A 24,733-nucleotide genomic window follows, 5' to 3' on the forward strand; every position below is an offset into this window, starting at 1 on the left:
TTACAGGCCTATGTTCTTCCAGTAACTTCAGAGCTACAAGTTACAATTAGAATTTCAAGCTTGCGCTCTATGCTCTGATCACAATATTTTACTCTTTACCTGAATATTGATGTGTTCATATTAATAATTTTCATCCATTTGTTTCCTAAGGAAAGAAGAAGTCCTCCAGAAGGCAAAAAGCATATACATTGAAATATAATCAATACAGTGGAAGGTAGATCTTGAGAAAATTGGAAACCAAGTTAGCTCAAAGCTTATTTTTAAAAAGCCTGTTTTTAGCACTTTTTATCGTTGCCTTCACCTTCGGAAGCGGCTGCATAAAGGATTTTGAAGAGGAAAGCTACTATGGTGTCAGGGATATGGATATCTCAGCAGATCGCACAGGGGCGGCTTTTGTAGACCTGAATATTACAACATATATCGAAATTATCTTTTTGTCCTACTAGTGAGCCTGTATATCATAAGGCTTTACATCGTAAGGCGCTGAAAAAAAATCTGAAAATTAGAAAGTGCTGATCTGAGGAGCTTGAAGTCTCATATCTCTTCAATCAGCTTTTTTACGGTCTCAAGCACAAGGATTGCATCTTCCCTTTTTACGTCAACCTCGTTACTTGCACAGAAATCCAAAATAATTTTTTTCTTTTCTTCCGGGATCAATTCTCTTTTTGCTCCTTCCTTTACAAGCCCCAGATAGCTCCTATCAGGGTAGTAAGTGTCAATCGCAAGTTGCAGGAGACCGCTATGTTCTTCTTTGTTCAAAAGACCTGAGGCAAGTGCAGCTTTCAGGGTTTCCCTTATATTAACAAGGGGCACGGAAATGGGCTCGAAAGTATCAGGGTTTGTGCTTACTGCTACCTCATCATCGGATTCGATAACACCGTCTCTGTACCATTCATATACTTTTCCTACACCTATCATCCCATGGGTATCAAGCTCAGAAGCTCGGAGGGCTCCCATGCTGGCGCCTCCTATTACCTTTACTCCTGCATCAAGTGCTGACAGAATTTCCCTGTGCCCAACAGCAGCCCTGTCAAAAAAGATCCCGTCTATTATTCCTATGACTTTATACCCTTTCTGAACGAATTCCTCAAGCTGGAACCTGCGTACAGGAGGCTGGTAATTTGCCCTCAGGATTTTTCTTGCGTCCTCATGGCTTATACTGTTGCCTGTAAAGATTACTGCTCTTGCTTTCATCTTCTCTTCCACAGCTTTTCATTTCTATCTCTGGAAAATTCTTTTTTTCTCTTGGAACCGATCCTTTTTCCTTTCCTGTCCCGATCAATGGTGAAAAGTTCAAAGCCAGGGATTATTACACGGACGACAGGCACATTAACCTCTTCTCTTGAGAGATCTACTACCAGCGCTCTCTCGGCAAGGCCCTTAAGTTTTTCGAGTATAACATCAATATTCTCTGCAGGGCTTTTTCTGGACAGATCCTGAACTTCAGAAAGTGAAATTTTTTCTCCTTCTTCGAACCAGAACTTGTTCAAACGTTTCATACGGTCATACCCTATACTTCGGATGAAACCTTCCCTATCCGTATCTTCCCTTGCACCCTGAATCTGGACTACCCGCGATTGGGCAGCTTCAGTTATTGCTCGTGCAACCGCAATTTCGGGCTTCAGGTGGGAGCCTGCCCCCATGACAAGAAGAGCCGGGTCTTTGAGTTTTACGTCATCAGTTACCGCAAGTACTGTCGGAATGCCGGTATCGGTCGGAACCAGCCAGACCTTGAGTTCTATTCCTGCGTCTTTAAATTTGCTGGCAAGTTCATACAGGTGCCCATCCTCTTTAGTCAGCACGATTTCCTTTCCCAGGTTGTGGGAAAACTGCGCTATGCTGATTGCATCCCTTTCTATAACCTCAAGCAGCCCATGGAGAATAGCTTCCTCAATCACATTTCCGGAGGCCAGCCCATTTGTGTTGCTCAGGAAAAGTTTCTGGCACTGTCCTGGAGAGTCATATGGATGATAAACCGCATTGGCGTTTACGAAGACCTCTTCGCCGTTAATCAAATCGTATGCTCCAACCCACTCACATAGGGATTGGGGAAGATAGGGCTGGGGTAGAAGCAGTGTTGACGGGTCAAGCACTGTGAAACTTTCTTTAGCGGTGTTATAGGATTCCACAAGTGAAGGGGCTGAAATCTCGCCTTTAACATTTGCGTTCAAGCCGGGCCTTTCTGCCAAACAGCGCTCAAAACTCTCCATTATTACTGAGATTCGAGCTCTCTGCTCGGTCGAACCCTTGCCTGAGTAAATACTGATCGCTCCTTTTGCGGCACTGGGGCGGATTGCCGAGAAAACAGGAATTCCAAGCCTGTCCAGGTTCGTAATGTCAGCAATTCGGGTGACGCCTATTTTTTTTATCTCATTTTTAGTGTTTTCCAGAGTTATGGCTTCGTCATATACTCGCTGTGTGCCCTCGAGATATGAAATCGATCTGTCAATTTTTATTTCAGGCATAATTAGAAACCTTCCATTTCTTCTTATATATTTTGTGATTTTCTGGGCATCGAGTTTTATCAGGGGATCTTACGTAATTTTCCTCTGCAGATTCTTCAGTGATATAAACATAATACAAACACTGCAAATATGTACAAATATATCACACATATATTGCAGACTTGCTACTCTTATAACACAAACACAGCACAAACTGGGTACAAACAGAATAATACTATATATGAAGACTCTATAAGTATGTAATAGGGTTTATAAGGGGGTTTTGTCCGACGAATCTCAAGAAATTATTTCTGGAAGAAAATGTGGGAGGCTTTGATCTCCTGTTCCGAACTGTATATGGAATACTTGCAACTCTCGCACTGGCAACGGGCCTTGTGAAAAAATCTCCCTGGAAGTGGATTGTTGCGGGTATAGCTTTTACAGGGCTTTACAGTTCAATCCTCAGACATTGTACTCCTTATGCAATTCTCGGGATAAGTACTGCAGAAAAGAAAAAAGCTCCTTTACAGGAAACCTGCATTAGTGAACAGTACGTCAAGAAATGTTAATTCTCAATCAAGAGATGTTGATTCTCAAATTTCTTTTTCAATGTATACTTCTAAGGCAAAACAGACATTAAAGTTACCTACATTAAGTTATTAGTTTTTCCAGCCTCTTTTTTGATTGAAACTTATCCTTCATTCCTGCAGGATACATGAAAATTAGATCTATAGGAGGCTTACTAATTTTTCATACATTATTAGTATAACTAAATTTTTATAAAATCATTAATTTATGTGAAGACCAGGTATAAGGATTATAGATAAAAAGAGGATTAATAGAGATAAAAGAGGGAATTTTTAGATACCGCCTTATCTTAAAATTGTGCTGGAAAGAGACAGCCTGCAGGCTAGCCTACCGGAAGAAATACTTTCATCACTCGAGGCTCCTGAGTGGGAACGGTAACCGCACCTATGGCGGCCACAGATTACTTCAGGGTTTCCAGCATGAATAGAATATTATAAATATTGCATAACTGTTGATGAATGCACTTGTGAAGCCTCCAGGACAGGCTAAAAGGATTAAAGATGAATGCCATGACCATTGAACATGATCAGATTGTTCCTTATCGGCAGTCGGCTAACGAAGTGTTGACCGCACTCGGCACGGATGCGCGGACTGGTTTGAGCGAAAAAGAAGCACAGGCGCGGCTCGAAAGATACGGCAAGAACGAACTGACAGCAGAAAAGCCCGTGACTGCGTGGAGGAAATTCCTGGCGCAGTTTCAGGACATGCTTGTTATCCTGTTGCTTTTCGCAACATTGATTTCGGCAGGATTGTGGCTGTATGAGCGCGATTCTGCATTGCCTTATGAGGCTATTGCCATTTTTGCTGTCGTACTGCTAAATGCGGTCATGGGTTACGTTCAGCAGTCACGGGCTGAGGAAGCGATGGCTGCACTGCGCCAGATGACGGCAGCACACGCAAACGTTATTCGGGACGGGACACGGCAGAGCATTCCAGCGGCCGATATCGTACCCGGTGACATTATAATCATCGAAGAGGGCAATACTGTCCCGGCAGACGCTAGAGTGATTCAATCAACTGCACTGCAAACAGCTGAGGCAGCACTGACAGGTGAGAGCCTGCCTGTTTTAAAAGACAATCTCACGATTACGGAAGAGGTAGGGCTCGGCGACCGGGACAATATGATCTTTAGCGGCACTGTGGCTGTCTACGGGCACGGGCGTGCAGTGGTCACAGCAACTGGAATGCAGACCGAGATGGGGCGCATTGCCGGGATGCTTAAAGAAACGCCAGTAGAAACCACTCCTTTACAGGAGGAACTTCACCGCGTTGGCAAACTGCTCGGGATTGTCGTTATCGCTATCGCTGTCGTGATAATCTCAACGATCATCTTGGTCGAAGATGTAAGAGGTTTCTCAGCCCTTTTTGATGTGCTCATTTTGGGCGTGGCACTTGCTGTCGCGGCGGTGCCGGAAAGTCTGCCCGCGGTAGTGACAGTTGTCCTCTCTCTCGGTGTGCAGCGTATGGCACAGAAAAATGCCATAGTGCGCCACCTTGCAGCTGTCGAGACTCTCGGCTCGGCTAATGTCATTGCCTCTGACAAAACAGGAACTCTCACGAAGAACGAAATGACGGTACTTGCAGTAGTTACAGCAAGCGGCCGAGTCAATTTAGATGGTACGGGTTACGCTCCTGAAGGTGAGGTGCGCAGGGAAGGCGGAGGGAAAATTGATGGCGCACTTGAGTTCGAATTTGTGCGTGCACTTGCAGCTGCCGACAGGGCTAGCAATGCCGTGCTACATGAGCGTGACGGTCGGTGGATGGTGCATGGCGACCCAACTGAAGGAGCATTGATAGTAGCAGCGCGTAAAGCCGGGCTGGAAGCTGAGGTGCTCAATGCGCGGCTGGAACGCATTGGAGAAGTGCCTTTCTCCTCCGAACGTAAACTGATGAGTACGGTCCATACTGATACAGAGCAAAAGGAACGCCTCCTTGCATTTACCAAGGGTGCACCGGATGTATTGCTTGCCCGCTGTACCCAGGAACTTGTAGGAGAAGAGATCAAACCTCTTACAGCGGAACGCCGCGCAGAGATTTTGAAGAAGAATGAGGAACTGGCAGGTGAAGCTCTGCGGACAATTGCTGTTGCTTTCCGTACGTTGCCGAAAGATGAGTTTACGCAGGAAGAGCTTGACGAAGATGTCGAGAAAGAGCTCATCTTCCTGGGATTGATCGGTATGATCGATCCGCCGCGCAGAGAGGCAAAAGATGCAGTTGCACGTGCAATGTCTGCAGGAGTTCGCCCGATTATGATTACAGGCGACCATCCTAAAACTGCTACGGTCATTGCTGAGAGTCTTGGCATTCCAGCTCACGGGAAAGCTGTCACAGGAACTGAGCTTGAGAAGATGCCGCAGGAGGAACTTGACCAGACGGTTCAAACGGTATCGGTCTATGCACGCGTTAATCCAGAACATAAGCTTCGAATCGTGGAAGCATTAAAACGTACAGGAGCTATTGTGGCGATGACGGGTGATGGTGTCAACGATGCACCAGCTTTGAAAACCGCCGATATAGGGATAGCAATGGGTATTACCGGAACAGATGTCTCCAAAGAGGCATCCGATGTTGTGCTTGCTGATGATAATTTCGCAACTATTGTAGGGGCTGTCGAAGAGGGAAGAGCGATTTTCTCCAATATCCGCAAATTCTTACGTTACCTGCTTTCATCAAACCTCGGGGAAGTAATGATAATGTTCTTCGGCTTGCTGCTGGCAGACGTAATCGGATTAACTGCCAACGGCGGAACCGGGATAGTGTTACCGTTACTTGCTACTCAGATTCTGTGGATCAATCTTATTTCAGATGGCCCACCCGCGCTCGCGCTTGGGGTTGACCCCGCAGATCCGGGATTGATGAGAGAGCCTCCACGCCCGCGGGAAGAAGGAGTGATCACCCGCAGCATGTGGGTTGGCAACCTCTTTACTGGCGCAATCATGGCAGCTGGGACTCTGCTAGTACTGGATGCCAGCTTACCTGGGGGTTTGATCGAGGGTTCGGGTAACCTGCAATATGCGCAAACAATGGCCTTTAACACAGTGGTCTTCTTTTCACTATTCGTTGTTTTCAATGCACGTTCAGATAAACAGAGCGCGTTCGTCGGTTTGTTCTCAAACAAATGGCTGTGGGGAGCAGTCCTGTTGTCCCTCTTACTGCAAGTAGCAGTAATTTACATCCCGTTTCTGCAGCAGGCGTTTTCGACCGTTAGCCTTAGCCCTGGTGACTGGCTGCTCTGTGCGGCAGTAGCAAGCTCGGTACTGTGGCTGCGCGAATTAAGCAAAATTGTTGTACGCGCAAGGGAAAATCGAACATAAGGAAGTCATGTTTGCCGGTTTATGCTGCACTTCTCAAGGCATTTAAGGCAGGCAGCCCACATAACCGGAGTCTTCCTTTCCAGACAAACAAATAAAGAGTTTCTTCAACCTCTTCAATTTTTCAACCACGTCTTTAAGCTAATGAAGCTTCACGACAATGTAAAATAAACCCTCAAAAGTTTTTTAAGCAATAGGAAAGTTTAATGTTTTGACAAGAAAAGAGAAAGTTATCCCCTCCATGTTCTCTTTTCTTTTCCTTTTTTTCAACTTCACTTTTGGAACGAGGGGTTAGAGCCTGTATAACCTGTCCTCAGTGGAGGGAAGTATGACTCAGGAAGCTGGCTAGTCTTAGCTTAACTGTAACTCACATACTGTTGTTATAAAAACGGAGCCAAATGGCTTAATCCTAAAATCTACGAAAGTTTCACCTCTAAATTTAGATTTATGCATGGTGCATGGTGCATATTTGAATTCTGAAACCTTAAAGCATTTATTTCCTTGTATAAGACAATTAGATAAGTTTATTACATCCGAGCGCGTAGATTAAAATATGTCCGTATTGCTTGAGGACTACGGGTCTATCAGTCACATTCCCCTGGACGTAGCCTTTAGGGATGCCATTTTCATCGGGATCTTTAGCATCATTATTTTCTTTATTCTGGTCCTTGCTGTGCGCCGTGGTATCCGGAAAGCGCAGAGCATTTAAATCCTATCATATGCATGTTTTTCTTTTATTTTCCCTTTCAGGATGGCTTAAAGTAGCTTTGCTCTGGTTTTTTTCCTTCGTTTGTTTAGAGTATTTTGAGTATTCTTTTCAAGTTTTTCCTGCTTTTTATCCTTTAGATATTAATCCTCTAGACTGACTGGTCGTAAAGGTTTATCTTTCCTGACTCAGGATATTTGGTTCTTTTATTTTCAAATATATTAGAAATTATAATACTTAATAAAATCAAAATCAGGGGAATTGGGTAGATATGCAGGCTGAAAAGAGGGGAGTAGATACTGATAGTTCTAGAACTGAAGTAAATGATCCTCCTCTCATGAATAAAAGTCATATCTCGGGAAGAGAAACGTCAGGGAATTCCTATGAATCTCATGGAGAAAGTGGGAATAAACCTGCGGGAAATACGATACATCAGGGACATCCTGAGGATCAAACAGTGCGTACCAAAGAGAAATCGTTGGGTCACGGACAACATGAAGAAATGGGACTTGGAAGCCCTGAGCAGCATGAAGAGATGAAGCAGGCAGAGATGAAACACGGACAACATGGTGAGATGGAACACGAGGGTCACGAACCACATGCAGAAATGAGACATGAAGGAACGGAACATGAGGGTCACGGAGCTGCCGGCGGGAAAGGGCATGGAAACCATCATGCCCATATGCTTGAAGATTTCAGGAAGAGATTTATTGTTTCCTTAGTGTTGACTTTCCCGGTTTTGCTGCTTTCATCTACTATCCAGGATTTTTTTAACTTTGAGCTTCGCGTACAGGGTTCGGATTATCTCTCCTTCTTGTTTTCCTCGGTCATTTATTTCTACGGCGGGTATCCATTTCTCAGGGGAATAAAAGAGGAGCTTTCCGAAAAGTCACCTGGAATGATGACCCTTATAGCCATTGCAATCAGTGTGGCTTATTTTTACAGCTCTGCTGTAGTTTTCGGGCTGCATGGCGAGGTCTTTTTCTGGGAGCTTGTGACCCTTATCGACGTAATGCTGCTCGGGCACTGGCTTGAGATGCGTTCCGTAATGGGAGCCTCAAGAGCCCTTGAAGAGCTTGTAAAGATCATGCCTTCAGTCGCCCACCTGAAGAAAAATGGAGACTTTGTCGATGTGGAGGTTGACAAGCTGAAAATTGGGGATGAAGTTCTGATCAAGCCCGGAGAAAAGCTGCCTGTGGATGGGACAGTTGTGGAGGGGACAAGCAGCGTCAACGAATCCATGCTTACCGGGGAGTCGAAACCTGTCACGAAAAACCCTGGAAACGACGTTATCGGCGGTTCGATTAATGGGGAGGCAGCTTTTGTCGTCAGGGTAGAAAAGACCGGCAAGGATACCTATCTCAGCCAGGTTGTCGAGCTTGTCAGGACTGCCCAGGAAAGCAAGTCAAAAACTCAGGATCTGGCAAACCGAGCTGCCCTTTATCTCACAATAATAGCCCTGACTGTGGGAACTCTCACCTTTATTCTCTGGATTCTTTTCGGTCAGCAGCTTGTCTTTGCGCTTGAAAGGTCAGTGACTGTAATGGTTATTACCTGCCCACACGCCCTTGGGCTTGCAATCCCTCTCGTAGTTGCAGTTTCAACATCTCTTGCCGCAAAATCCGGTCTCCTTATTCGGGACAGGCAAGCATTTGAAAAAGCACGCAATCTTCAGGCTATTATTTTTGACAAAACTGGTACATTAACCGAAGGACGGTTTGGGGTTACAGACGTAGTCTCTCTTTCAGGCGAAGAAAACAGAACCGGAGAGAATAATGACAGAATTTTAAGCCTCGCTGCTTCTCTGGAAGCCAGTTCGGAACATCCTATTGCAACAGGCATTCTGGAAAGTGCACGGGAAAGAGGGCTGCAAACCCAGCCTGTGGAAGAATTCAGCTCGATTCCAGGAAAAGGGATACAGGGCATGGTTGAAGGAAAAAAATTCCTTGTTGTGAGTCCTGGCTATCTTGAAGAAAAAGGGATTGCCCTCAAGAACGAGGAGATTGAGGAAATCAAAGCGCAGGGAAAGACCGTCGTGTTCCTGCTTGAGGGAGATAAGGTACTTGGAGCCGTTGCACTTGCCGATATTGTCAGGAGAGAATCGAGGGAGGCTATCTCAAGACTTAAAAGTATGGGAATTAGATGCGTCATGCTTACAGGGGATAACCGCTATGTGGCAGCCTGGGTAGCCCGAGAACTCGAGCTTGATGATTATTTCGCAGAAGTCCTTCCTCATGAGAAAGCCGAGAAGGTCAAAGAAGTTCAGGCTCAGTACATCACAGGCATGGTCGGAGACGGGGTTAATGATGCGCCTGCCTTGGCTCAGGCTGATGTCGGAATAGCCATAGGAGCAGGTACGGATGTTGCAATCGAAACCGCTGATATAGTCCTGGTAAAAAATGATCCGAGAGATGTAGTTTATATCATCGGGCTTTCAAGAAAAACTTACTCCAAGATGTATCAGAACCTTCTCTGGGCAACAGGATATAACGTTTTTGCAATTCCTCTTGCAGCAGGGATACTCTATGGATACGGAATCTTACTGAGCCCTGCCGTGGGTGCAGTTCTAATGAGCCTGAGTACTATAATAGTAGCAATAAACGCGAGGACTTTAAAGATGGGGTGATTTAATGCTTGGAATATTCCGCAGTATAAAGAAGTTGATCGCTTTAGCTGCACTAGCTTCTGCAGTAATCGGATTCATTTCAAGATTTACTGGGAAGAAAAGGAAAAGATAAATTTTAAAGCTTTAGACCAGGGGTTATATCGGAAAATTCAAAAAGGCTGCTGGAAAAGGATTTATTCTAGAAATAGCTGCTAAAAGCAGGTAGATTTTACTTTCCAGCTTCTACATAGCTTTCCGGTAACTACGGGTTCAAACTTTTACCTTTTTATCAAATTTTTATCTTTTCATCAAACTTTTATCTTTTTTATTTAATTTCGGTTTCATTCTCTATGGTTGCCGGGGAAATTTCGATCTCGCTTTTATGCAGGTTGATTCCGCTTTTGTCCTCAATTATAGTTTTCAATTCATATTCGGAATTTTCCTTTCTTGGGAATTCAAGTACAATCGGATTTTCAACCGAAACGTTCCCGTAAAACTTTTCACTAACGTTTTCGAGGGAATTCCCGTCTTCCCTGAACTCATAACTCATGTAGCAGTCAAATCTGGAACCTGGATTTCTTGGGGTATAGGTAAACAAAAACCTGTCTTCGTAGCTGTGGGATTCGCTTACGAATATATCCAGAGAACCCTTCCCCATAATTCTTTCTCGCTGTACTGCTCCCTTTTCTCCTAGAGGCTGATCAATCAGTTGTACAACTATTACTGCAGTCACGACCATGAGAATAATCATCAATAGCTTGGTTGTATTACTCATACTAAACCCCGGTCTAAGATTCCACTTTATTTGCCGGAACTATAAGGTTAGATTTTTTTAGTTACAGTCGTTTCTCAAGATGTAGTTTATCTGGTTTAAAACATACGATTTAAATATGTAACTCAAACTTTCTCTGGAGCCCAGAACTCAGGCAATGAGAATACCGAATCTATTCCTGGTCAGTGTCTCAGCTTTTTTCAAAATACCTGAGCCGGAAATCGAGCAAAAAGACAGTGTAGATTACCAGGCCTGCAATTAAAAAAGAAATTCCGGCAAGCATTTCATATAAAAGACCACCAAGGACAAGCCCGATGATGGCAGCAAGACTTCCGAAACTGCTGGCAAATCCCTGTATAGTGCCTTGATATTCTCGCCCTGCAACGTTTTACTTCTTGTGGACAGTTTGCTCTTTAATTCTCAGAATATCAGCCCAGGCTCGTTTCCCACACTGCGGGCATTTCACATATTTTTTATTCCCACCGTTGGGGCTGAGCAAATCTTCAAATGTTGAGACCTCAAAGACATCGCCGCATCTGGGACAGAGGTAGGCGGAGTTTTTTGCATGCCATGTTACAAGCAGGGCAGCACCTCCGACTATTATAGTAAGCCAGAGATACCAGCAGTCAGGAGGAAGTAAAACCGATGCTATCACAACTAATGCTATGAATGTAAAAAGTATCAGAGCTTTTCCGTACCAGTCGCTTTTCGAGATTTCACTATACCTGTTTCTATCCGTAGCTTACCCCCCGGCTGTGCTCTTTCCTGGATATTTTATGCTAGAAAATAGGGTTTGGGGTTATTTAATGGTACTTTTTCCCCTCTTCGGGTTAAGATGCGGAAAAACTTTGTAAATCGTAAAGTATTTAAAAACTTTTTCTGACAATAAAGAGATTCTGAATGGAGCAATCATTTAAGTTTACTTATTTTGTTCTTACTAACAGTCCCCGAATCATGTCTCCAGAGTACCATACCTGAACTTCCAGACGTTCTGGACATTTGCAGAAGGCATCCTGCACTGCGATCTGAGTACTGGGATCCGGGTTATCCAGATGCCTCCACTCATCATTAACAAAAAGCCATAAACTTCTTGTACTGCCTTCTGGATAGGGTATCAACTCAAGCCAGTATCGAGTTGCTATGCCAGTTTCCACAGTCTCTGGCTCGATTTCCTTCTGGCTTTCCGGATTATTCGGCAAGCCTTTAGGTAAAGCCTCAGGTTCTGATGAGTTATCTGTCATTTATTTATCCCCTTTTAATTAACTGCAGGTATCATATAATCATGCCTAATTTACCAACTAATACTCATATAATTATATATTTACTAAAGGAAATGTGTTTAGAAACTAAAATCCCGCAAGGTATATACCCCCAAATTTTTACCTCACTGGTTTTCGTGACCTTACTGGTCTTAGATTTTTACTGAGGTTGAAAAAGTTTTAACCTGAGATTCTCAGGTTACAAGCCTGGATTCAGATTTCAGGTTCTGCAAACTTCACTCTTCCTGAGCCAGTCAATATCAGACTGGTAAAGGAGTCTGAGATCCTTAAGTCCCAGCTTCAGCATGGCAAGCCGGCTGACTCCCAGCCCCCAAGCAAGGACAGGTTCTTTAATTCCTAAAGGTTCAGTAACTTCTTTTCTGAAGACGCCTGCGCCTCCAAGTTCAACCCAGCCCAGGCCATCCACGTAAACCTCGGGTTCTACGCTCGGCTCGGTATATGGGAAGTACCCAGGGCGGAAACGAACTTCCTCGAATCCCATCCTGTGGTAGAATTCTGCAAGCAAACCCAGCAGGTCTGCAAAGGACATATCCCTATCCATTACAACCCCTTCAAGCTGTTCGAACTCCGGGGTATGGGTAGGGTCGATAGTTTCCCTGCGGTAAGCCCTGTCAATGCAGAAGGCTTTTACAGGCGGTTTGGGATTGTCAGCCAGGTACTTGACGGTTACGGCTGTTGTGTGTGTTCTCAGGACATTGCGTTCTGCAAGTTCTCTGTCCCAGATCCCACCCCAGCCGCAGGAGTCAATATCTCCTCCGCGTTCGTGCATTGCAGCTACCTTTTCGGTAAAATCAGCCGGAAGCAGGCAGGTTGTATCAAGGTGGAAAGTGTCCTGCATATCTCTTGCAGGGTGATCTTGCGGCTGGAAGAGGGCGTCGAAATTCCAGAAAGAACTCTGGATAATCCCGCCTTTAATCTCGGTAAAGCCCATTTCCAGGAAGATCTGGCGCATCTGCTCAATAAGGCGCCTGTAGGGATGGATTTTAGCCCCGTAAAGAGATTTTGGGATAATATCAAGACGGTAAGGCCTGAATTTTTTTCCCTTCCAGGCACCGCTTTTCAATAAATCGGGTGTAAGCTGGGCAATTTCCTCTTCAAGCACAAGCCCCTGAGCTGCAAGTGCGTTCCCGGCATCAGTTATGGAAACAGTCCTGAACTTTTCTTCGTGTTTTATGATGAGTTTGCGCTTGAGCAGGTCTTTTATTGTCCCTTCGTCGGATGCAAGTTCTTCGAGCGTTTTTGCTTTGCCTGTGAAAGCTGCAAGAGTTTCTTCATCTTTTCCTGTATACACATTTCCAGACGGCACCATTCTCCCGTTTTCAACCTTTGCCCATCCTTTTTTTACGAGCCAGCCTGTTGCAATTCCAACTGTTTTCGGAGAGAAACGGCTTCTAAGTTCTTCAAGCGAGGTCGGAGCTTTGAGGGAGTCGATAATCTGGCGTTCGGGAAGCCCATTTTTTGTGTATTCTTCCCCTTCCTTTGTAAGGGAATAACGTTCCATGACCTTTTCGGAGATTGAAACCAGCCCTTTTTCTTCAAGCATGAAAGCTGCCTGCATTGCTGCATCTACCTGCAACCCCGATTTCTCCTCCAATCTTTTGGGAGATGCGGATCCCAGGGCTTCAAGGGCAAGCAGGACTTTTTTCTCGTTGATTGTGAGGTTTTCCTGAACACTCATGTTATGATCACATCCTGAAATTCTGAAATCTTAAATCCAGTATTCTATGATAATTGAATCCTCTAAAGTTTACTTTTTGTAAATTATTCTGTATTCGTCAAGGTGCTCCCTTGCAAGCTCCCTTTTCTCCTGATGGTCTTTAAGGAACTCGGACATTTTTTCGGCTGCTAACTGCTTGCATGAGCCGCACATCCTGGTACCGGAGACACATTCCTGCCTGATTTCCAACAATTCCTCATCGTCTTCAAGCAGGTGGAAGAGCAATAATTCGAAGACCGAACATTCTTCTGATATTCCTCCCAGCTTTTTCTGCTCTTCAAGGGTAACACGACCTCCTGTTTTTGCCCTTTTTACCTTTTTTGCGCCTTCCTTCGGGTCGTCAGTAAGAGCTATGTAACTGTCAGGAACACTGCTTGACATCTTTCCTCCCTGCAGTCCGCTCATAAAACGATGATAGGTAGATGCAGGCGGAATGAAGGCATAGCCTCCGAATTCAGCGGCTATTTCGGCAACGATTTGCTCCAGTATTTTTTTGGTGAGTTTCCAGATTTTCCTGAAAACGAAGTACTTTTCGTACTCAGCGAATTCAGGTGGCTTTGCGTCTTCCATAAACCTGGAGACACTTTCGATTTCAGCCAGATACTGGTTTTTTCTATCAGCTTTTCTGACCTCTGAGACTAGCCTCATAAGGAATGGGTAGTCAGGAGTCTGGAGTACATCAATATGTTCTTCATAGAGTTTAACTTTTCCAGGAATTCGTTTTTTGAGTTCCTGTAAGGCTTCCTTAGGAGCTCCTTTTCCCCTGACACTAAAATATTTCCATCCGTTTGTGTTTTCTCTTTCTTCAATCCTGAACATATTCATTTTGCCTGCAAGTCCCCTTGTAAGGCGAAGGTGAGGATCCTGGTCTGGACCAACAGGAACTACAACCGGTTTTGGACCTCCGAATTCTTCAAGCTGGGGCTGGAGGATATCAGCAGCCTGGGTTGCCACACTGATCATATGAGAGAGGTTAGTTTCTCCTGAAAATCCATAAATTGCGCTGAGTTCTGAGAAATTTACCTTGACCCCGAGTTCAAATGCCAGGTCTTTAACGCTTTCACAGCCTGACTGGAAATAAATAAGGCCGTCTGGCTTGAAGCCGAGAGCTATCAGGCTTAATATGTATTCTTCTGTCCCGATTTCCCTGCATTTCTGCCAGGAAAATCCGCGTACTGAGAAAGCCTCTCTGTCCGCAATCCCCACAAAAGCAGATGCTCCCATTTGCTGGTGCCAGATTATCTGGTCCATAACCATCTTGTGCCCGAGATGGATTTTTCCGGAGGGCATAAACCCATCCATTACGGAAAATGGGGCACCTGTCCTCATGGCCTCTGCAATCTGCTCGTAATCACGGTGCCCGAAGATGACCCTTCTCCGCATATACGTGCTGGGGGAAGGAACTTCCGGAAGAATCTCATCAAAAGGAGAAATCCCGAATTCTTCGAATAACTTGGAATAGTCAGCAATGTCGCTTGAACTCCAGGGGTCAAGTGTATTAGTCATTAAAATCCCTCATTACTGCCGTCTCATGAAGAAAAATCTTCAGAAAACAGCCTTTTCTTGCTGAAAACAATTAAAGGTATGACACAGTTACAACTAATCTGTTCTTTAAAAATATCTGCTTATATGTAAATGTTTATCTCCAGGTAGGCAATTTCAGGCTGATATCGGCGCTCCAATGGCAATCTGCTTTCAATTTTTTTGGCTTACACTGTCCAGCTGAAAAAACTAAAAGGAAACTAAATGTTCCAGAGAGAAAGCGGTAAAGAGATAACGACAGATTATTCAATTTCATCTTATATAGACTTTCTCAAAAGGATAAGGCAGTTTTGCTCCTTCAGGAATTCTGTCGACAAACTCCAGAAATTCCGGGTCATGCATAGGACTCAAGCTTTTCTGTTTCTGGAAGTAAGGGTAACTCCGAATTTTCTGCCAGGCATCTTTTAAGGATTCTTCTTTTATATTTCCGAAACTGAAAGGCGGATAAGGACCGGGTTTTACGTCTCCATCTGCCGTTATATGCATCCAGCGCCTGCCTTCCATTGCGCCCAGCATCTGTCCTTCAAAGTAAGTATTCGCAAACATACGTGGGCCGCTCGAACTGGCGTTTATTCTTTGATACATATCAAGAATGGCTTTTCTGTCTTTATCTGTAATTACAGGTTCCTTACTACTTTTTGGCATTGCTTCCCATACAGAAAATTCATGGACTCCAAGTTGCGATGCAAGTGAGTAAAGAGCAAACAGCTCCTCAAGGTTTGAGGGAGAAACATGTGTTGTCATCACAACCATGAGCCCGGCTTCAAGTGCAAGTTTTATTGCAGAGACTGCTCTATCATATGCTCCTTTGGATTTTCGGACAGCATCATGTTTCTCAGGGTCAGTGGAGTAAATCCCCACCATAAGGGAATGGAGCCCTGCTTCTTTCAGGCGGAAAGCAGTTTCTTTTGTAAAATCCGTGCCCCAGGTTGAACAGTTTACTATAGCCCGCTTCTTGTCCACATACCTGATTAGCTCAAATACTTCTCCGCGCAGCAGGGGATCATTCTCGGTAAATGTGAGAATGAAAGTGCCGTATTCAAGGGCTTCATCTATTATTCTCTTTACAGTGTTCGCATCCAGCTCGTCTACAACCGTCCCTAGCGAATATTTCGAACTATTCTGTCGGGTAAGTTCGATGGACACAGTTTCAGGAATGTATCTCCCGAGAGCAATCTGCATCTCCGCAAAAATAAGACGTTTGAAGACCGGACCTGGTATAGGTGGGAGCCAGGCTGAGGGAATGACCTTGTCTTCCTCCATAATGGCTAGCTTTTCTTCTTTCAGGCGGGAATTGATTTTTTTCAGAATGGGGCTACAGGCTGCTTTCAGAGTCCCGCTTGCTGAAAACTCTAAGCTCTCTCCTGCTTGCCGAAGATTCACTGACAGCCCGGGCATTGAAAGAATTTCTATAGTTCTCTCCTTTGCTGGGATATCTTTCAACGAGACCTCCGATGAATCCTTTTTTTCAGAAGTCATTTCTCCTCACCGCAAACCTTTTCTGAAAAGAGCTTGACCGCAAACTTTTTAGAAAAAATTTTGATCAAAAACCGGCATGATGACGTGATAAACCGGTGCAATGGTCGCGGCCAACGGTTGAATTTAAGCTGCCCGGGCATGAAAACGGATGTAACCAGCCTGAGCTGCTTAAGTATATTTAAGGTGCTTACTTAAAAAATAAGCTTAAACCTCAGACCCTTTCCGAGAAGGCGAGGTTTCCGCTGATTTTCTTTATTTTTACTTTGACCACGTCACCTTTTGCGGCTCCGGGCACGAAAACCGTATACTTATCGATCTTTGCTATACCGTCACCTTTGGACCCGACAGCATCGACCCGGAGTTCATAGGTTCCGCCTTCTTCGATGGCATCCCTGACAACCACATTACTTACCTTTCTCTTCTTAACAGGCCTGTGAGCCCCGCAAGCAGAACATCTCAGGACAAGTACTCTTTCCACCTTGACAAGCTGGGTGTCCGGGCGTCCACATTCCGAACACATGACGTATTCGTCCACATAAGCCTGAATGTTATCTGAAATCTGGGCTCTCGTAAACCTTCCCTGGAAGACTGCGCGTGTGCCTTCTATTTTCCCTGCAGTCCCCAGTTCCCTCGTGAGATATTTCATCAAGTGGTCAGGGTCCCGGTTAAGGGTATCTGCAATATTTCCGAAGTTTTCCAGAATTGTGGTCTTGCCTTCGGAGAAGAGTCTGGGTTCAGGGATTACGAATCGAGCATCCGTAGTCTCGGTTTCAGGCATTTTTGCCATTGCACGGTTCAAAAGCTCTTCGTAATCGTACATATTATACTCCTTTTGATGTTAACAGTTTAACTGATTACTGTACCAGTTCTGCTCCCTGGTCGATAACGATTCTAAAGGGAGTTGGTAATTTCTGTCCTGCATGCCAGAGGGCTTTCTTTGCGGCTTCAAAGTTTTGCTTCTCAACAGCCACTGTAAAGATCTTCTGCATTGGGTTTACCCTGGCTGCAGTACCTACGTTCTTTCCAAAAGCCCTGCGCATCCCACTGGATACACGGTCAGCACCAGCGCCGGTTGCTTGCTTGTTTTCCCTGAGTACTTCGTGGGGATAGACACGGAGTTTCATGTAAAAGCCCGTCTTTCCTACATCTGAAGTAAGGTGCCTGTTTGCTGTAATACGGGCTGCTTCGAGAGCAGTGTGCCTTATCTGGCACTTTTCTTCCGCAAGCAGGGAGATTCTTATAGGGAAGGCATCGCTGTTTGCCTTGTCACCCATGTCGTAGTGAATAACCTGACTGCCTGGAACACCGCCCATGTATTTTCTTCTGGTAAATGAGCGCTGCCTCACGTTCCTGTACATACTTCCTGGCTTTCGTACCATAAGCTTGATTCTCCTGAAATTGATAAGTTTAATTAGCTTAATTTATTTAGTCAAATAGTTTATTTAGTCTAATTGAGTTTAACAAAAATTTATTATAACGGATTTCTTTCCGCATATAAACGTTTGCATCAAGTTCCCAAAAAACCGTTTAGCAAACCACTCAGTATGAGATATGCGCATATAGAGATAACTGCCTGTATTTACATTTATCTGTAAACCGGTCCCTACGGATTTAGCAAACAATCTCTATTTTCCCTGCCCTTTTGCTCTTTAAAAGTATCAGGGACTGGGATTTTGCTTGAAATTCGTAACCCCTTAGAATTTACATATTCCGGGCGTATGTGACTTACTTCCTACTACCTAGTGGTTTATAAATTTTATTGATGATCCCGGATATTTTTCAAAAAATCCTGCAAGCAGCCCAAAACAACCTGATAGCATCATGCTTCCGAAAGGTGCGGCAAAATGCAGCTTATTTGATATTTCCTTCCTGAGCCCGGATTCTGAGAGCTTTTCAAGCATCTGCCTTTTTGGGCCGGTGACCATTATAGATCTAACCTGCTCAAAGCCTACTGCTTCTTTTATATATGCACCATGTCCCCCATCCTCAAATACTTCATCAAAATCAAGGCTTCCGTCGGCAAGCCTTATGATATAATCCTGAAGTTTTTCCGAATTCATATTGGAGCTGTGATGTTCAAAAAGCGCCGTTACCCTGTTTTCAAGCACAAGGGCTCCCAGAGTATGCCCGTTTCCTATATTAACCACGATTGAAGGCTGGAGTGCGGTGGGGTCGGTAAGAGCCCCGAAAATAGCTGCAGGACCGGTATCCATGAAGACAGAGCGAATTTCAGGGTTCCCTACGGATTTTACAAGAGAATCTGCCTGAGCCTTCATTCTGGTAAAAGCGTCTGGAATCTCTTTGGGCGTGTATACAAAATTCTCAAGCTTGCCTCCCCTGTCAATAAATTTCTTGAAAAGTTCAAAACGGTAAACCCTGTTACTTTTCTCAGGGGCATTTCCGTGATCCTGCACTGCCACAGCATAGTTTTCAGGCATGGAAACGCCAAAAGCTGAAAGTGCAGATGAAACGGATTCCGGATCGAAGTCCTGCATAACAATATTTACTTTATCTTTCTTTGCTTCTCCTTCGCAGGTAAGCTGCTTTGCCTCCTCTTCCGAGACAATCCGGATTCCAAAAGCCTTTACCTTCTCAATACTATCGTGGATAGTCAAAGCAGCCTTTTCAGTAGCATATACCGGAAAGCCTGCCTTCAGATGAGCTCTGACAGCAAACGCAGAAGGCCCTCCCCCCATTATGTTTCCGGTAAGCACTATTGCTTTTCTTTCTCTGGTCGCTTTCCTAATCTTCTCTGCAATAATCCTGGTCGGAGAAGGCATGACCATAAGCAGGCTGTTTTCTGGCTCTTTTTCCGAATCAAAAAGCAGGATATCCTGTGTCCCTGTTCCTATGTCCGCTGCAAGTATGCGCATACCTGTGCATTGGCTGATAAGATATTAAAATATAGGCAGGTTAGTAGAAGTAAACACGAAGCTGGATAACAGGAACATATAAACAGGAATCCGGATAAAATAGAATTCAGATAATAAAAAGCCGGATAAAAGGAACAAAAATGGAGAGTGTTATTTTCATGAAAGAATCCACCCCGGAAATCCACAAAAAAGGAGCAAAAAAATCCTTTTCTTTTGCCCTAATTACAATTTCTACCTCCAGATATGAAAAGTACGGAGATTCTGATTCGCCTGAGGAAGCCGAAGACTTCTCAGGAAAGGCTATGAAAGAGCTTCTTGAAGCGGCTAACCATGAAGTTACATTCTACAGGCTCATTCCCGATGGAAAAATCCCGATTATAGAAGCTGTGCTTTCCGCTCTTGAAAGTTCCGCAGATATTGTAATTACAAGCGGGGGCACAGGGCTTGCACCAAAAGACCTTACAATCGAGTCGATAACCCCTCTTTTTGAGAAGGAACTCCCAGGCTTCGGAGAATTGTTCAGGTATAAAAGCCTTGAAGACATAGGGACGTCCGTAATCCTTACAAGAGCCTCAGCAGGTGTAATTAAAGGAAAAGCAGTATTCTGCCTGCCGGGTTCGCCAAATGCCGTAAGACTGGCTCTTTCCGAGATCATAATTCCCGAAGCCGGACATATTGTCAGGCATGTAAGGGAATAAGCTTCCCTTTTTGCCATGCTCTTTCTTATGCATTTTTCTTTTTATTACTTTTCCTTATATTTTCATAAACTAGCGGATCAGTAGCTAACATAAATATGGTTCGCGATTTCCCTATCAACGGCATACTTTGTCTGGTCAACCTCAAAAAGGTATGATGGAGACCGCCGGAGCAAAGTAACGGGCATGCCTGGCAGAATGCCCATTGATACGAGTTTCTTCAGGATGCCGGGGTTTTTAGTCTCAAGATGTGAGATTTTCCCGGTTTTTCTTGGTTCCATTGTGCAGAGTGTTGTAGTTTCCAGGGTGAGATGTACATTTTTTGTTACCATTTGAATAGCTTCCTTATAAATTGTATTATCTTTGCTTCTTTTACAAGTTCGTATCCGCAGCTAGGACAGCACTGCTTGTTGCAGTTGTGAAGCTTTCCGCAGCCGGCACATTTTGCTTCGTCAGCTTTCTCAAATTCATTTCCGCAAAGGGGACACTTCACAGGTTTACCCCCAGTGCGGTCAGTAAAGTATTTACAATAGAACCTGTGAGGAACGCAGACGGGAAAATGAATCCTGAGATTACAAGGGCTGTTTTCAATCCTCTCTCCTTTATTGTCATCATGAACTGGGCTATGCAGGGCATGAAGAGGGTCAAAGTAACGGCTGCAACTACAAGCTGCAAACCTGTCAGCAGTCCTGAATCATACATTCCATAAAGTCCGGCTGCTCCAAAATCTCTCCTGAAGAAGCCGAAGAGAAAAACATCAGCCGCATTGGGGGGCAAGCCAATCCAGACTGTCGGGTATTCCATTACTTTTAAGGCAAGGTCAAAAATGCCTGTCAATCTTCCTATCCAGATCAGAATACTTGCCACAACAAAAAGGGGCAGGACTTCAAGGAAGTACCAGTGCATCCTTGAGTAAGTTTTTACCAGTATATTCGAGAGTTTTGGACGCCTTAGAGGGGGCATTTCAAGTATGAATGTCGGAGCCTCTCCTGGCAGGATTCTTGAAGCCAGGTAGCCTATCAGTATAAATTCAAGCACAATAACACCTGCCCACACAGACAATCCTCTGGGGTTTCCTGAAAGGATTGAAAGGATTATGCCCAGCTGTGCCGAACAAGGAATTGCGAGTGCCAGCAAGATATTTGCAATGAGCCTTTCCCTTTTCGTCTCAAGGGTTCTGGTGACCATAGTAGCCATTGTGGAGCAGCCAAATCCAAGTACCATAGGAATTACTGCCTTTCCACTGAGCCCTATTTTTTTGAACATGCCGTCTAGAAGCAGGCTAAGCCTGGGTAGATATCCGGTGTCCTCAATAATGGAGAATACCAGGAAAAAGGCTCCAACTATGGGAAGTATGAGAGCGATTGCGTATGTTACTGCCTGGGTGAAAATACCATATTCTCCCACAAAGAGATCCTGCAAAGCAGGATAGGGTACAAGCGACACAAACCTGGCAGTCACCAGCGGATTTATATATTGCCCAAATAACGTGTTTTCCAGGAAATCAACAACAGTTCCAGCTGCAAAGACACCTACAAACTGGTAGAACCCGAGGTACAGAATTAAAAATAACACGGGTATCCCGAATACAGGATGGATAAGAATGCTGTCTATTTTCTCGGAGAAACCAATGTTTTTCTTCGGAGTTTCTGTCTTTTTACCTGTTCTTATTCCTGCTTTCTCGCTGCTTCTCTCTGTCCCCGCTATTCCGGTTTTTCCGAGAGTTTTTCTCTCCACCCTCTCAGGTATTTCCATTACCTGTTCCACGATTTCGTTCACACGTTCCTGGCGTTTCAGAGTGAACAGGTAGGAAAGAGGGACTGCCGCTGCCTTTGAAGCTGCTTCTACAAGTTTACGGATCTCTTCATTATTTTTTTCACTGCCTGCTTTCACATATTCAGGCGATTTTTCAGCCCTGAGGAGGTATTCAAGAGCTGTTCTGTCTTCCTGGAGTAACAGAAGTGAGAAAGCTCTCTTTGAGATTCCGAATTCTTTTGAAGGACCAAGTAAATTTTCGACACTCTCAATGTATGGCTCAATTTCTGTTCCATAATCAAGTTTCTGGAATTTTTGGATATCCGGGGTATTGTTTTCGGGGACAAATTCTGATATTGCGGTCTTAAGTTCATCTATCCCTTTCCCCTCATTTGAAACTGTTCCGATAACTGGGATTCCCAGAAATCGGCTGAGTTCAGATATATCGATTTCAATTCCCCTTTCTTCAGCCTCGTCCATCATGTTCAGAACAAGGATGAGAGGAAGCCCGGCCTCAAGAAGCTGCAAGGTGAAGGAGAGCATGCGCCTGAGATTTCTGGCATCTACTACATGGAGGTAAACCAGAGGGTTTTCCTCAAAAATTAAAAGCTGGGAAACCCTTTCTTCCTCACTTACGGGAAGCAAAGAATACATCCCTGGCGTGTCAATGATTTCATACTCCCTTTCTCTTATCTTTGACTTCCCACGGCTGATTTCGACTGAAGTTCCTGGATAATTGGAAACCAGTGTATAGCTTCCGGAGAGGGCATTAAAAAGGCTGCTCTTCCCAACGTTAGGACTACCGACAAGTACGATTTTCGGAACCCCTTTTCCTGGAACGCACCCCCTGCTTCCATGGCAACATTCTCCTTCAGGACAGATAACTGGGAGTTTCATATTTCCACTCTCGTTTTTAGGTGAACCTAATTTAGGATTTTATTCATATTTAGGCATACCTAATATTTAAGGCTAATGCAATTGCATCATCCTCTCAAATTGTTTACCAAAAATAAGATTATTTAAACAGTTTTTAAACCAAAAAAAAGTCTTTAACTTAAATTCTAACTTATATTATGAGCCGGCTACCTGCGGGTTGATACGTGACTTCTATTCGATTTCAATTTCTCTGCTCATAGTTCTGTAATATTCGAACAGCTCTTCTCCCCATTTTATTGCACGAGGTTCGGAACTTCTTACGTACTGGCGGTCAAACCTTCCACTCTCGTTAAACAAGCCAAGAACCATTATCCTGTCAGTCACAGCAATAAGCACAGGAATCTCCACTCCTTTTTTTCCAAAGATATAAAGGCTTGTGTTTTCCATTTTAAGGAATTCTTTCCCTTCTTCTTTGAAATCTTCTATAAGCCGTGAGTATACAGCCTCACTCAGGACAAGGGAGACCTCAATGCCTTTTCTTGCAAGGTTGAGATAAAGCGCCGGAAACTGAGGGTGAAAATAAGAGAAAAAGATGCGAGTACGGCTTGAATTTGAAAGATACTCTACAAATTTCGGGTTCAGGTCAAATGTATGGCTGAGGTCTGGCTCTATAATGCGATAGTCTCCAAGTTCATTGATTCTTTTTACAAGCTTGGGCGGAATAGAGGCAAGCTTTCGGTCAGCCCAAAATTCTTCATTTTTCTCGAACACTGCTAGGGTATCAAGCAGAGGCTGCATTTTTTCTACAATAATTACCCCTATTGCGCTGAGCCGGTACATTCCATCTTCATGTATTACCAGTTCTTCTTCTTTCAATTTTTTTATCTGGGGGAGAAGAGCTGTCCTGGGAACCTGAAGTCTCTCAAGTATCTCTTCAATATCCTTTGGGCCTTCTTTCAGGAGCAGGAGAAAATTTTTTCTTTTCTCTGAAAACAGGATAAGATCAAGCAAGCCGGGATTCATTTTACAGTCGCCGTCCTGAACTTAGAAAAAGAGCTTTGTTCACTGGTTCCATTTTTATGGTTCAATTTTTTATAATCCTTAATGAGTGGCAAATTGCTAATAAATGTGTCGAAATTATTTGAGAACTCTGGCCTGCCTCTTCTCAACTCGAGGGAGCAGTCATAATTTGGTGAATCTGCTAACAAAGACCCTGGTATAGCCTTATATCCTTTTATCTACTTTATTATCAGCCTTCGGGAATAAATAGACACGAATAATCTGGATGACAACACCTATAAAGGAACTTATTTAAGTCCCAGCACAGGACAAGCCCCAGCACAGGACCTGAAACCTGGCTGATCTCATAATCAGATCTATAAAGTTAACTGGCTTCTTTCCAGTTTGCTAGGAAACGTTGATATAGGTGCTGATTAGAAAAGGGAGAGAACTGGATAAATGGTAAACTGTTCAGGATGAATGACAGGATGCATGATAGATAACTTTCAAAATCAAGTACTCTTTTTATTATAAATTGTGTAATTTTTTCATAATAGAATTATAATAATATGAGTACCAATATAGGTGTTTCGTAATTGACAGAATGAGTTTTATGCCTGTCAATGTGAGGAAGAGTAATGGAAAAAGAAAAGTTATACAGGTTGAAAGCCGAAGCAAACCAGCTTTCTCCAATTCTTAATATAGGGAAGAACGGGGTAACGGACACTCTGATCGAAGAACTGAACAAGCAGATAAAGGCTAACAGGCTTGTGAAGGTAAGGGTGCTGAAAAGCGCTGAAGAAGGAAAAGACTTAAAAGACATCGCGGAAGAAATCGCAGCCGCTACAAGATCCAATCTGATAGAAGTACGTGGAAGGACAGTGGTTCTTTACAGATGAGAAATCAGGCGTAGAAGCACCTTTTTCCTGACTCTGATTTTTAGCAGACCTTCCAATATACTGCCTATCTTCTATTCCAATAAAAATAACTCCCGGCTTTTTAAAATGAAGAATAAGGTTTTTGTATAGAATATCTGTATAGGTTAAGATCTATCGTATAGGTTAAGATCTATCGTATAGGTTAAGATCTGT

The 24,733-nt window shown here is 44.0% G+C and carries 22 protein-coding genes; 7 read left to right on the top strand and 15 right to left on the bottom strand.

Annotation, left to right across the window (positions count from 1 at the left end; translation table 11 throughout):
* The first annotated feature begins 221 nt into the window (after positions 1-221).
* A complete protein-coding gene (locus AOB57_RS08940) occupies positions 222-446 on the top strand; it encodes a hypothetical protein (RefSeq protein WP_054298366.1) in 225 nt (74 codons plus the stop codon).
* Positions 447-534: 88 nt separating this feature from the next.
* Here AOB57_RS08940 and AOB57_RS08945 read toward each other — a convergent pair whose 3' ends face one another.
* Together AOB57_RS08945 and AOB57_RS08950 are read right to left on the bottom strand one after the other, a co-directional pair.
* Positions 535-1,194 (bottom strand): TfuA-related McrA-glycine thioamidation protein, encoded by a 660-nt coding sequence (locus AOB57_RS08945; RefSeq protein WP_226999456.1) that lies wholly within the window; start codon positions 1,192-1,194, stop codon positions 535-537.
* Positions 1,191-2,465 (bottom strand): YcaO-related McrA-glycine thioamidation protein, encoded by a 1,275-nt coding sequence (locus tag AOB57_RS08950; RefSeq protein WP_054298364.1) that lies wholly within the window; start codon positions 2,463-2,465, stop codon positions 1,191-1,193. The genes AOB57_RS08945 and AOB57_RS08950 overlap by 4 nt, the downstream gene beginning before the upstream one ends.
* A gap of 302 nt (positions 2,466-2,767) precedes the next feature.
* On the opposite strand from AOB57_RS08950, the gene AOB57_RS08955 reads away from it, so the two are divergent.
* The 4 genes from AOB57_RS08955 (at position 2,768) to AOB57_RS08970 (ending at position 9,675) form a co-directional block, all read left to right on the top strand.
* Entirely contained in the window at positions 2,768-3,013 is a 246-nt protein-coding gene (locus AOB57_RS08955) for a YgaP family membrane protein (protein ID WP_226999457.1), read from the top strand.
* A 528-nt stretch (positions 3,014-3,541) separates the two neighbouring features.
* Positions 3,542-6,346, top strand: a complete 2,805-nt coding sequence (locus tag AOB57_RS08960; protein ID WP_082384156.1) for a cation-translocating P-type ATPase — start codon at positions 3,542-3,544, stop codon at positions 6,344-6,346.
* Between the two features lie 550 nt (positions 6,347-6,896).
* Positions 6,897-7,052: a hypothetical protein gene (locus AOB57_RS08965; protein ID WP_167829583.1), complete on the top strand. Its 156-nt coding sequence runs from the start codon at positions 6,897-6,899 to the stop codon at positions 7,050-7,052.
* A gap of 499 nt (positions 7,053-7,551) precedes the next feature.
* Entirely contained in the window at positions 7,552-9,675 is a 2,124-nt protein-coding gene (locus AOB57_RS08970; protein WP_082384155.1) for a heavy metal translocating P-type ATPase, read from the top strand.
* A gap of 304 nt (positions 9,676-9,979) precedes the next feature.
* On the opposite strand, the gene AOB57_RS08975 is transcribed toward AOB57_RS08970, so the two are convergent.
* From AOB57_RS08975 to AOB57_RS09015, 9 genes are all read right to left on the bottom strand, one after another.
* Positions 9,980-10,429 (bottom strand): hypothetical protein, encoded by a 450-nt coding sequence (locus AOB57_RS08975; protein WP_167829584.1) that lies wholly within the window; start codon positions 10,427-10,429, stop codon positions 9,980-9,982.
* 385 nt (positions 10,430-10,814) lie between these two features.
* Entirely contained in the window at positions 10,815-11,081 is a 267-nt protein-coding gene (locus AOB57_RS08980; RefSeq protein WP_226999459.1) for a hypothetical protein, read from the bottom strand.
* Between the two features lie 268 nt (positions 11,082-11,349).
* Positions 11,350-11,667, bottom strand: coding sequence for a hypothetical protein (locus tag AOB57_RS08985; RefSeq protein WP_054298359.1), 318 nt, complete (start codon positions 11,665-11,667; stop codon positions 11,350-11,352).
* A gap of 238 nt (positions 11,668-11,905) precedes the next feature.
* Positions 11,906-13,384 carry a phenylalanine--tRNA ligase subunit alpha gene (pheS, locus tag AOB57_RS08990; RefSeq protein ID WP_054298358.1) on the bottom strand — a complete coding sequence of 493 codons (1,479 nt, stop codon included), beginning with the start codon at positions 13,382-13,384 and terminating at the stop codon, positions 11,906-11,908.
* A gap of 69 nt (positions 13,385-13,453) precedes the next feature.
* Positions 13,454-14,929 carry a tryptophan--tRNA ligase gene (locus tag AOB57_RS08995; protein ID WP_054298357.1) on the bottom strand — a complete coding sequence of 492 codons (1,476 nt, stop codon included), beginning with the start codon at positions 14,927-14,929 and terminating at the stop codon, positions 13,454-13,456.
* A 288-nt stretch (positions 14,930-15,217) separates the two neighbouring features.
* Complete coding sequence (locus tag AOB57_RS09000) at positions 15,218-16,444, bottom strand: radical SAM protein (protein WP_054298356.1); 1,227 nt, start codon at positions 16,442-16,444, stop codon at positions 15,218-15,220.
* A gap of 211 nt (positions 16,445-16,655) precedes the next feature.
* Positions 16,656-17,264 (bottom strand): translation initiation factor IF-2 subunit beta, encoded by a 609-nt coding sequence (locus tag AOB57_RS09005; protein ID WP_054298355.1) that lies wholly within the window; start codon positions 17,262-17,264, stop codon positions 16,656-16,658.
* 34 nt (positions 17,265-17,298) lie between these two features.
* Complete coding sequence (locus tag AOB57_RS09010; protein WP_054298354.1) at positions 17,299-17,823, bottom strand: 50S ribosomal protein L16; 525 nt, start codon at positions 17,821-17,823, stop codon at positions 17,299-17,301.
* Positions 17,824-18,183: 360 nt separating this feature from the next.
* The gene (locus AOB57_RS09015; protein ID WP_054298353.1) at positions 18,184-19,317 is read right to left on the bottom strand and encodes a DUF1786 domain-containing protein; all 1,134 of its coding nucleotides are present in this window, start codon (positions 19,315-19,317) and stop codon (positions 18,184-18,186) included.
* 158 nt (positions 19,318-19,475) lie between these two features.
* Between AOB57_RS09015 and AOB57_RS09020 the strand changes: the two genes are divergently transcribed.
* Positions 19,476-20,015, top strand: a complete 540-nt coding sequence (locus tag AOB57_RS09020; protein WP_054298382.1) for a MogA/MoaB family molybdenum cofactor biosynthesis protein — start codon at positions 19,476-19,478, stop codon at positions 20,013-20,015.
* A gap of 77 nt (positions 20,016-20,092) precedes the next feature.
* Here AOB57_RS09020 and AOB57_RS09025 read toward each other — a convergent pair whose 3' ends face one another.
* The 4 genes from AOB57_RS09025 to AOB57_RS09040 form a co-directional block, all read right to left on the bottom strand.
* Positions 20,093-20,344 (bottom strand): FeoA family protein, encoded by a 252-nt coding sequence (locus AOB57_RS09025; RefSeq protein ID WP_054298352.1) that lies wholly within the window; start codon positions 20,342-20,344, stop codon positions 20,093-20,095.
* The gene (locus AOB57_RS09030; protein ID WP_167829585.1) at positions 20,338-20,505 is read right to left on the bottom strand and encodes a toprim domain-containing protein; all 168 of its coding nucleotides are present in this window, start codon (positions 20,503-20,505) and stop codon (positions 20,338-20,340) included. Before AOB57_RS09030 ends, AOB57_RS09025 begins: the two co-directional genes overlap by 7 nt.
* Positions 20,502-22,664 carry a ferrous iron transport protein B gene (gene feoB, locus AOB57_RS09035; protein ID WP_054298351.1) on the bottom strand — a complete coding sequence of 721 codons (2,163 nt, stop codon included), beginning with the start codon at positions 22,662-22,664 and terminating at the stop codon, positions 20,502-20,504. Before feoB ends, AOB57_RS09030 begins: the two co-directional genes overlap by 4 nt.
* A gap of 210 nt (positions 22,665-22,874) precedes the next feature.
* Positions 22,875-23,666 carry a helix-turn-helix transcriptional regulator gene (locus AOB57_RS09040; RefSeq protein WP_054298350.1) on the bottom strand — a complete coding sequence of 264 codons (792 nt, stop codon included), beginning with the start codon at positions 23,664-23,666 and terminating at the stop codon, positions 22,875-22,877.
* A 614-nt stretch (positions 23,667-24,280) separates the two neighbouring features.
* On the opposite strand from AOB57_RS09040, the gene AOB57_RS09045 reads away from it, so the two are divergent.
* Positions 24,281-24,541, top strand: a complete 261-nt coding sequence (locus AOB57_RS09045) for a YhbY family RNA-binding protein (RefSeq protein ID WP_054298349.1) — start codon at positions 24,281-24,283, stop codon at positions 24,539-24,541.
* Positions 24,542-24,733: the final 192 nt, after the last annotated feature.

The sequence above is a fragment of the Methanosarcina flavescens genome, from assembly GCF_001304615.2.
GTDB lineage: Archaea > Halobacteriota > Methanosarcinia > Methanosarcinales > Methanosarcinaceae > Methanosarcina > Methanosarcina flavescens.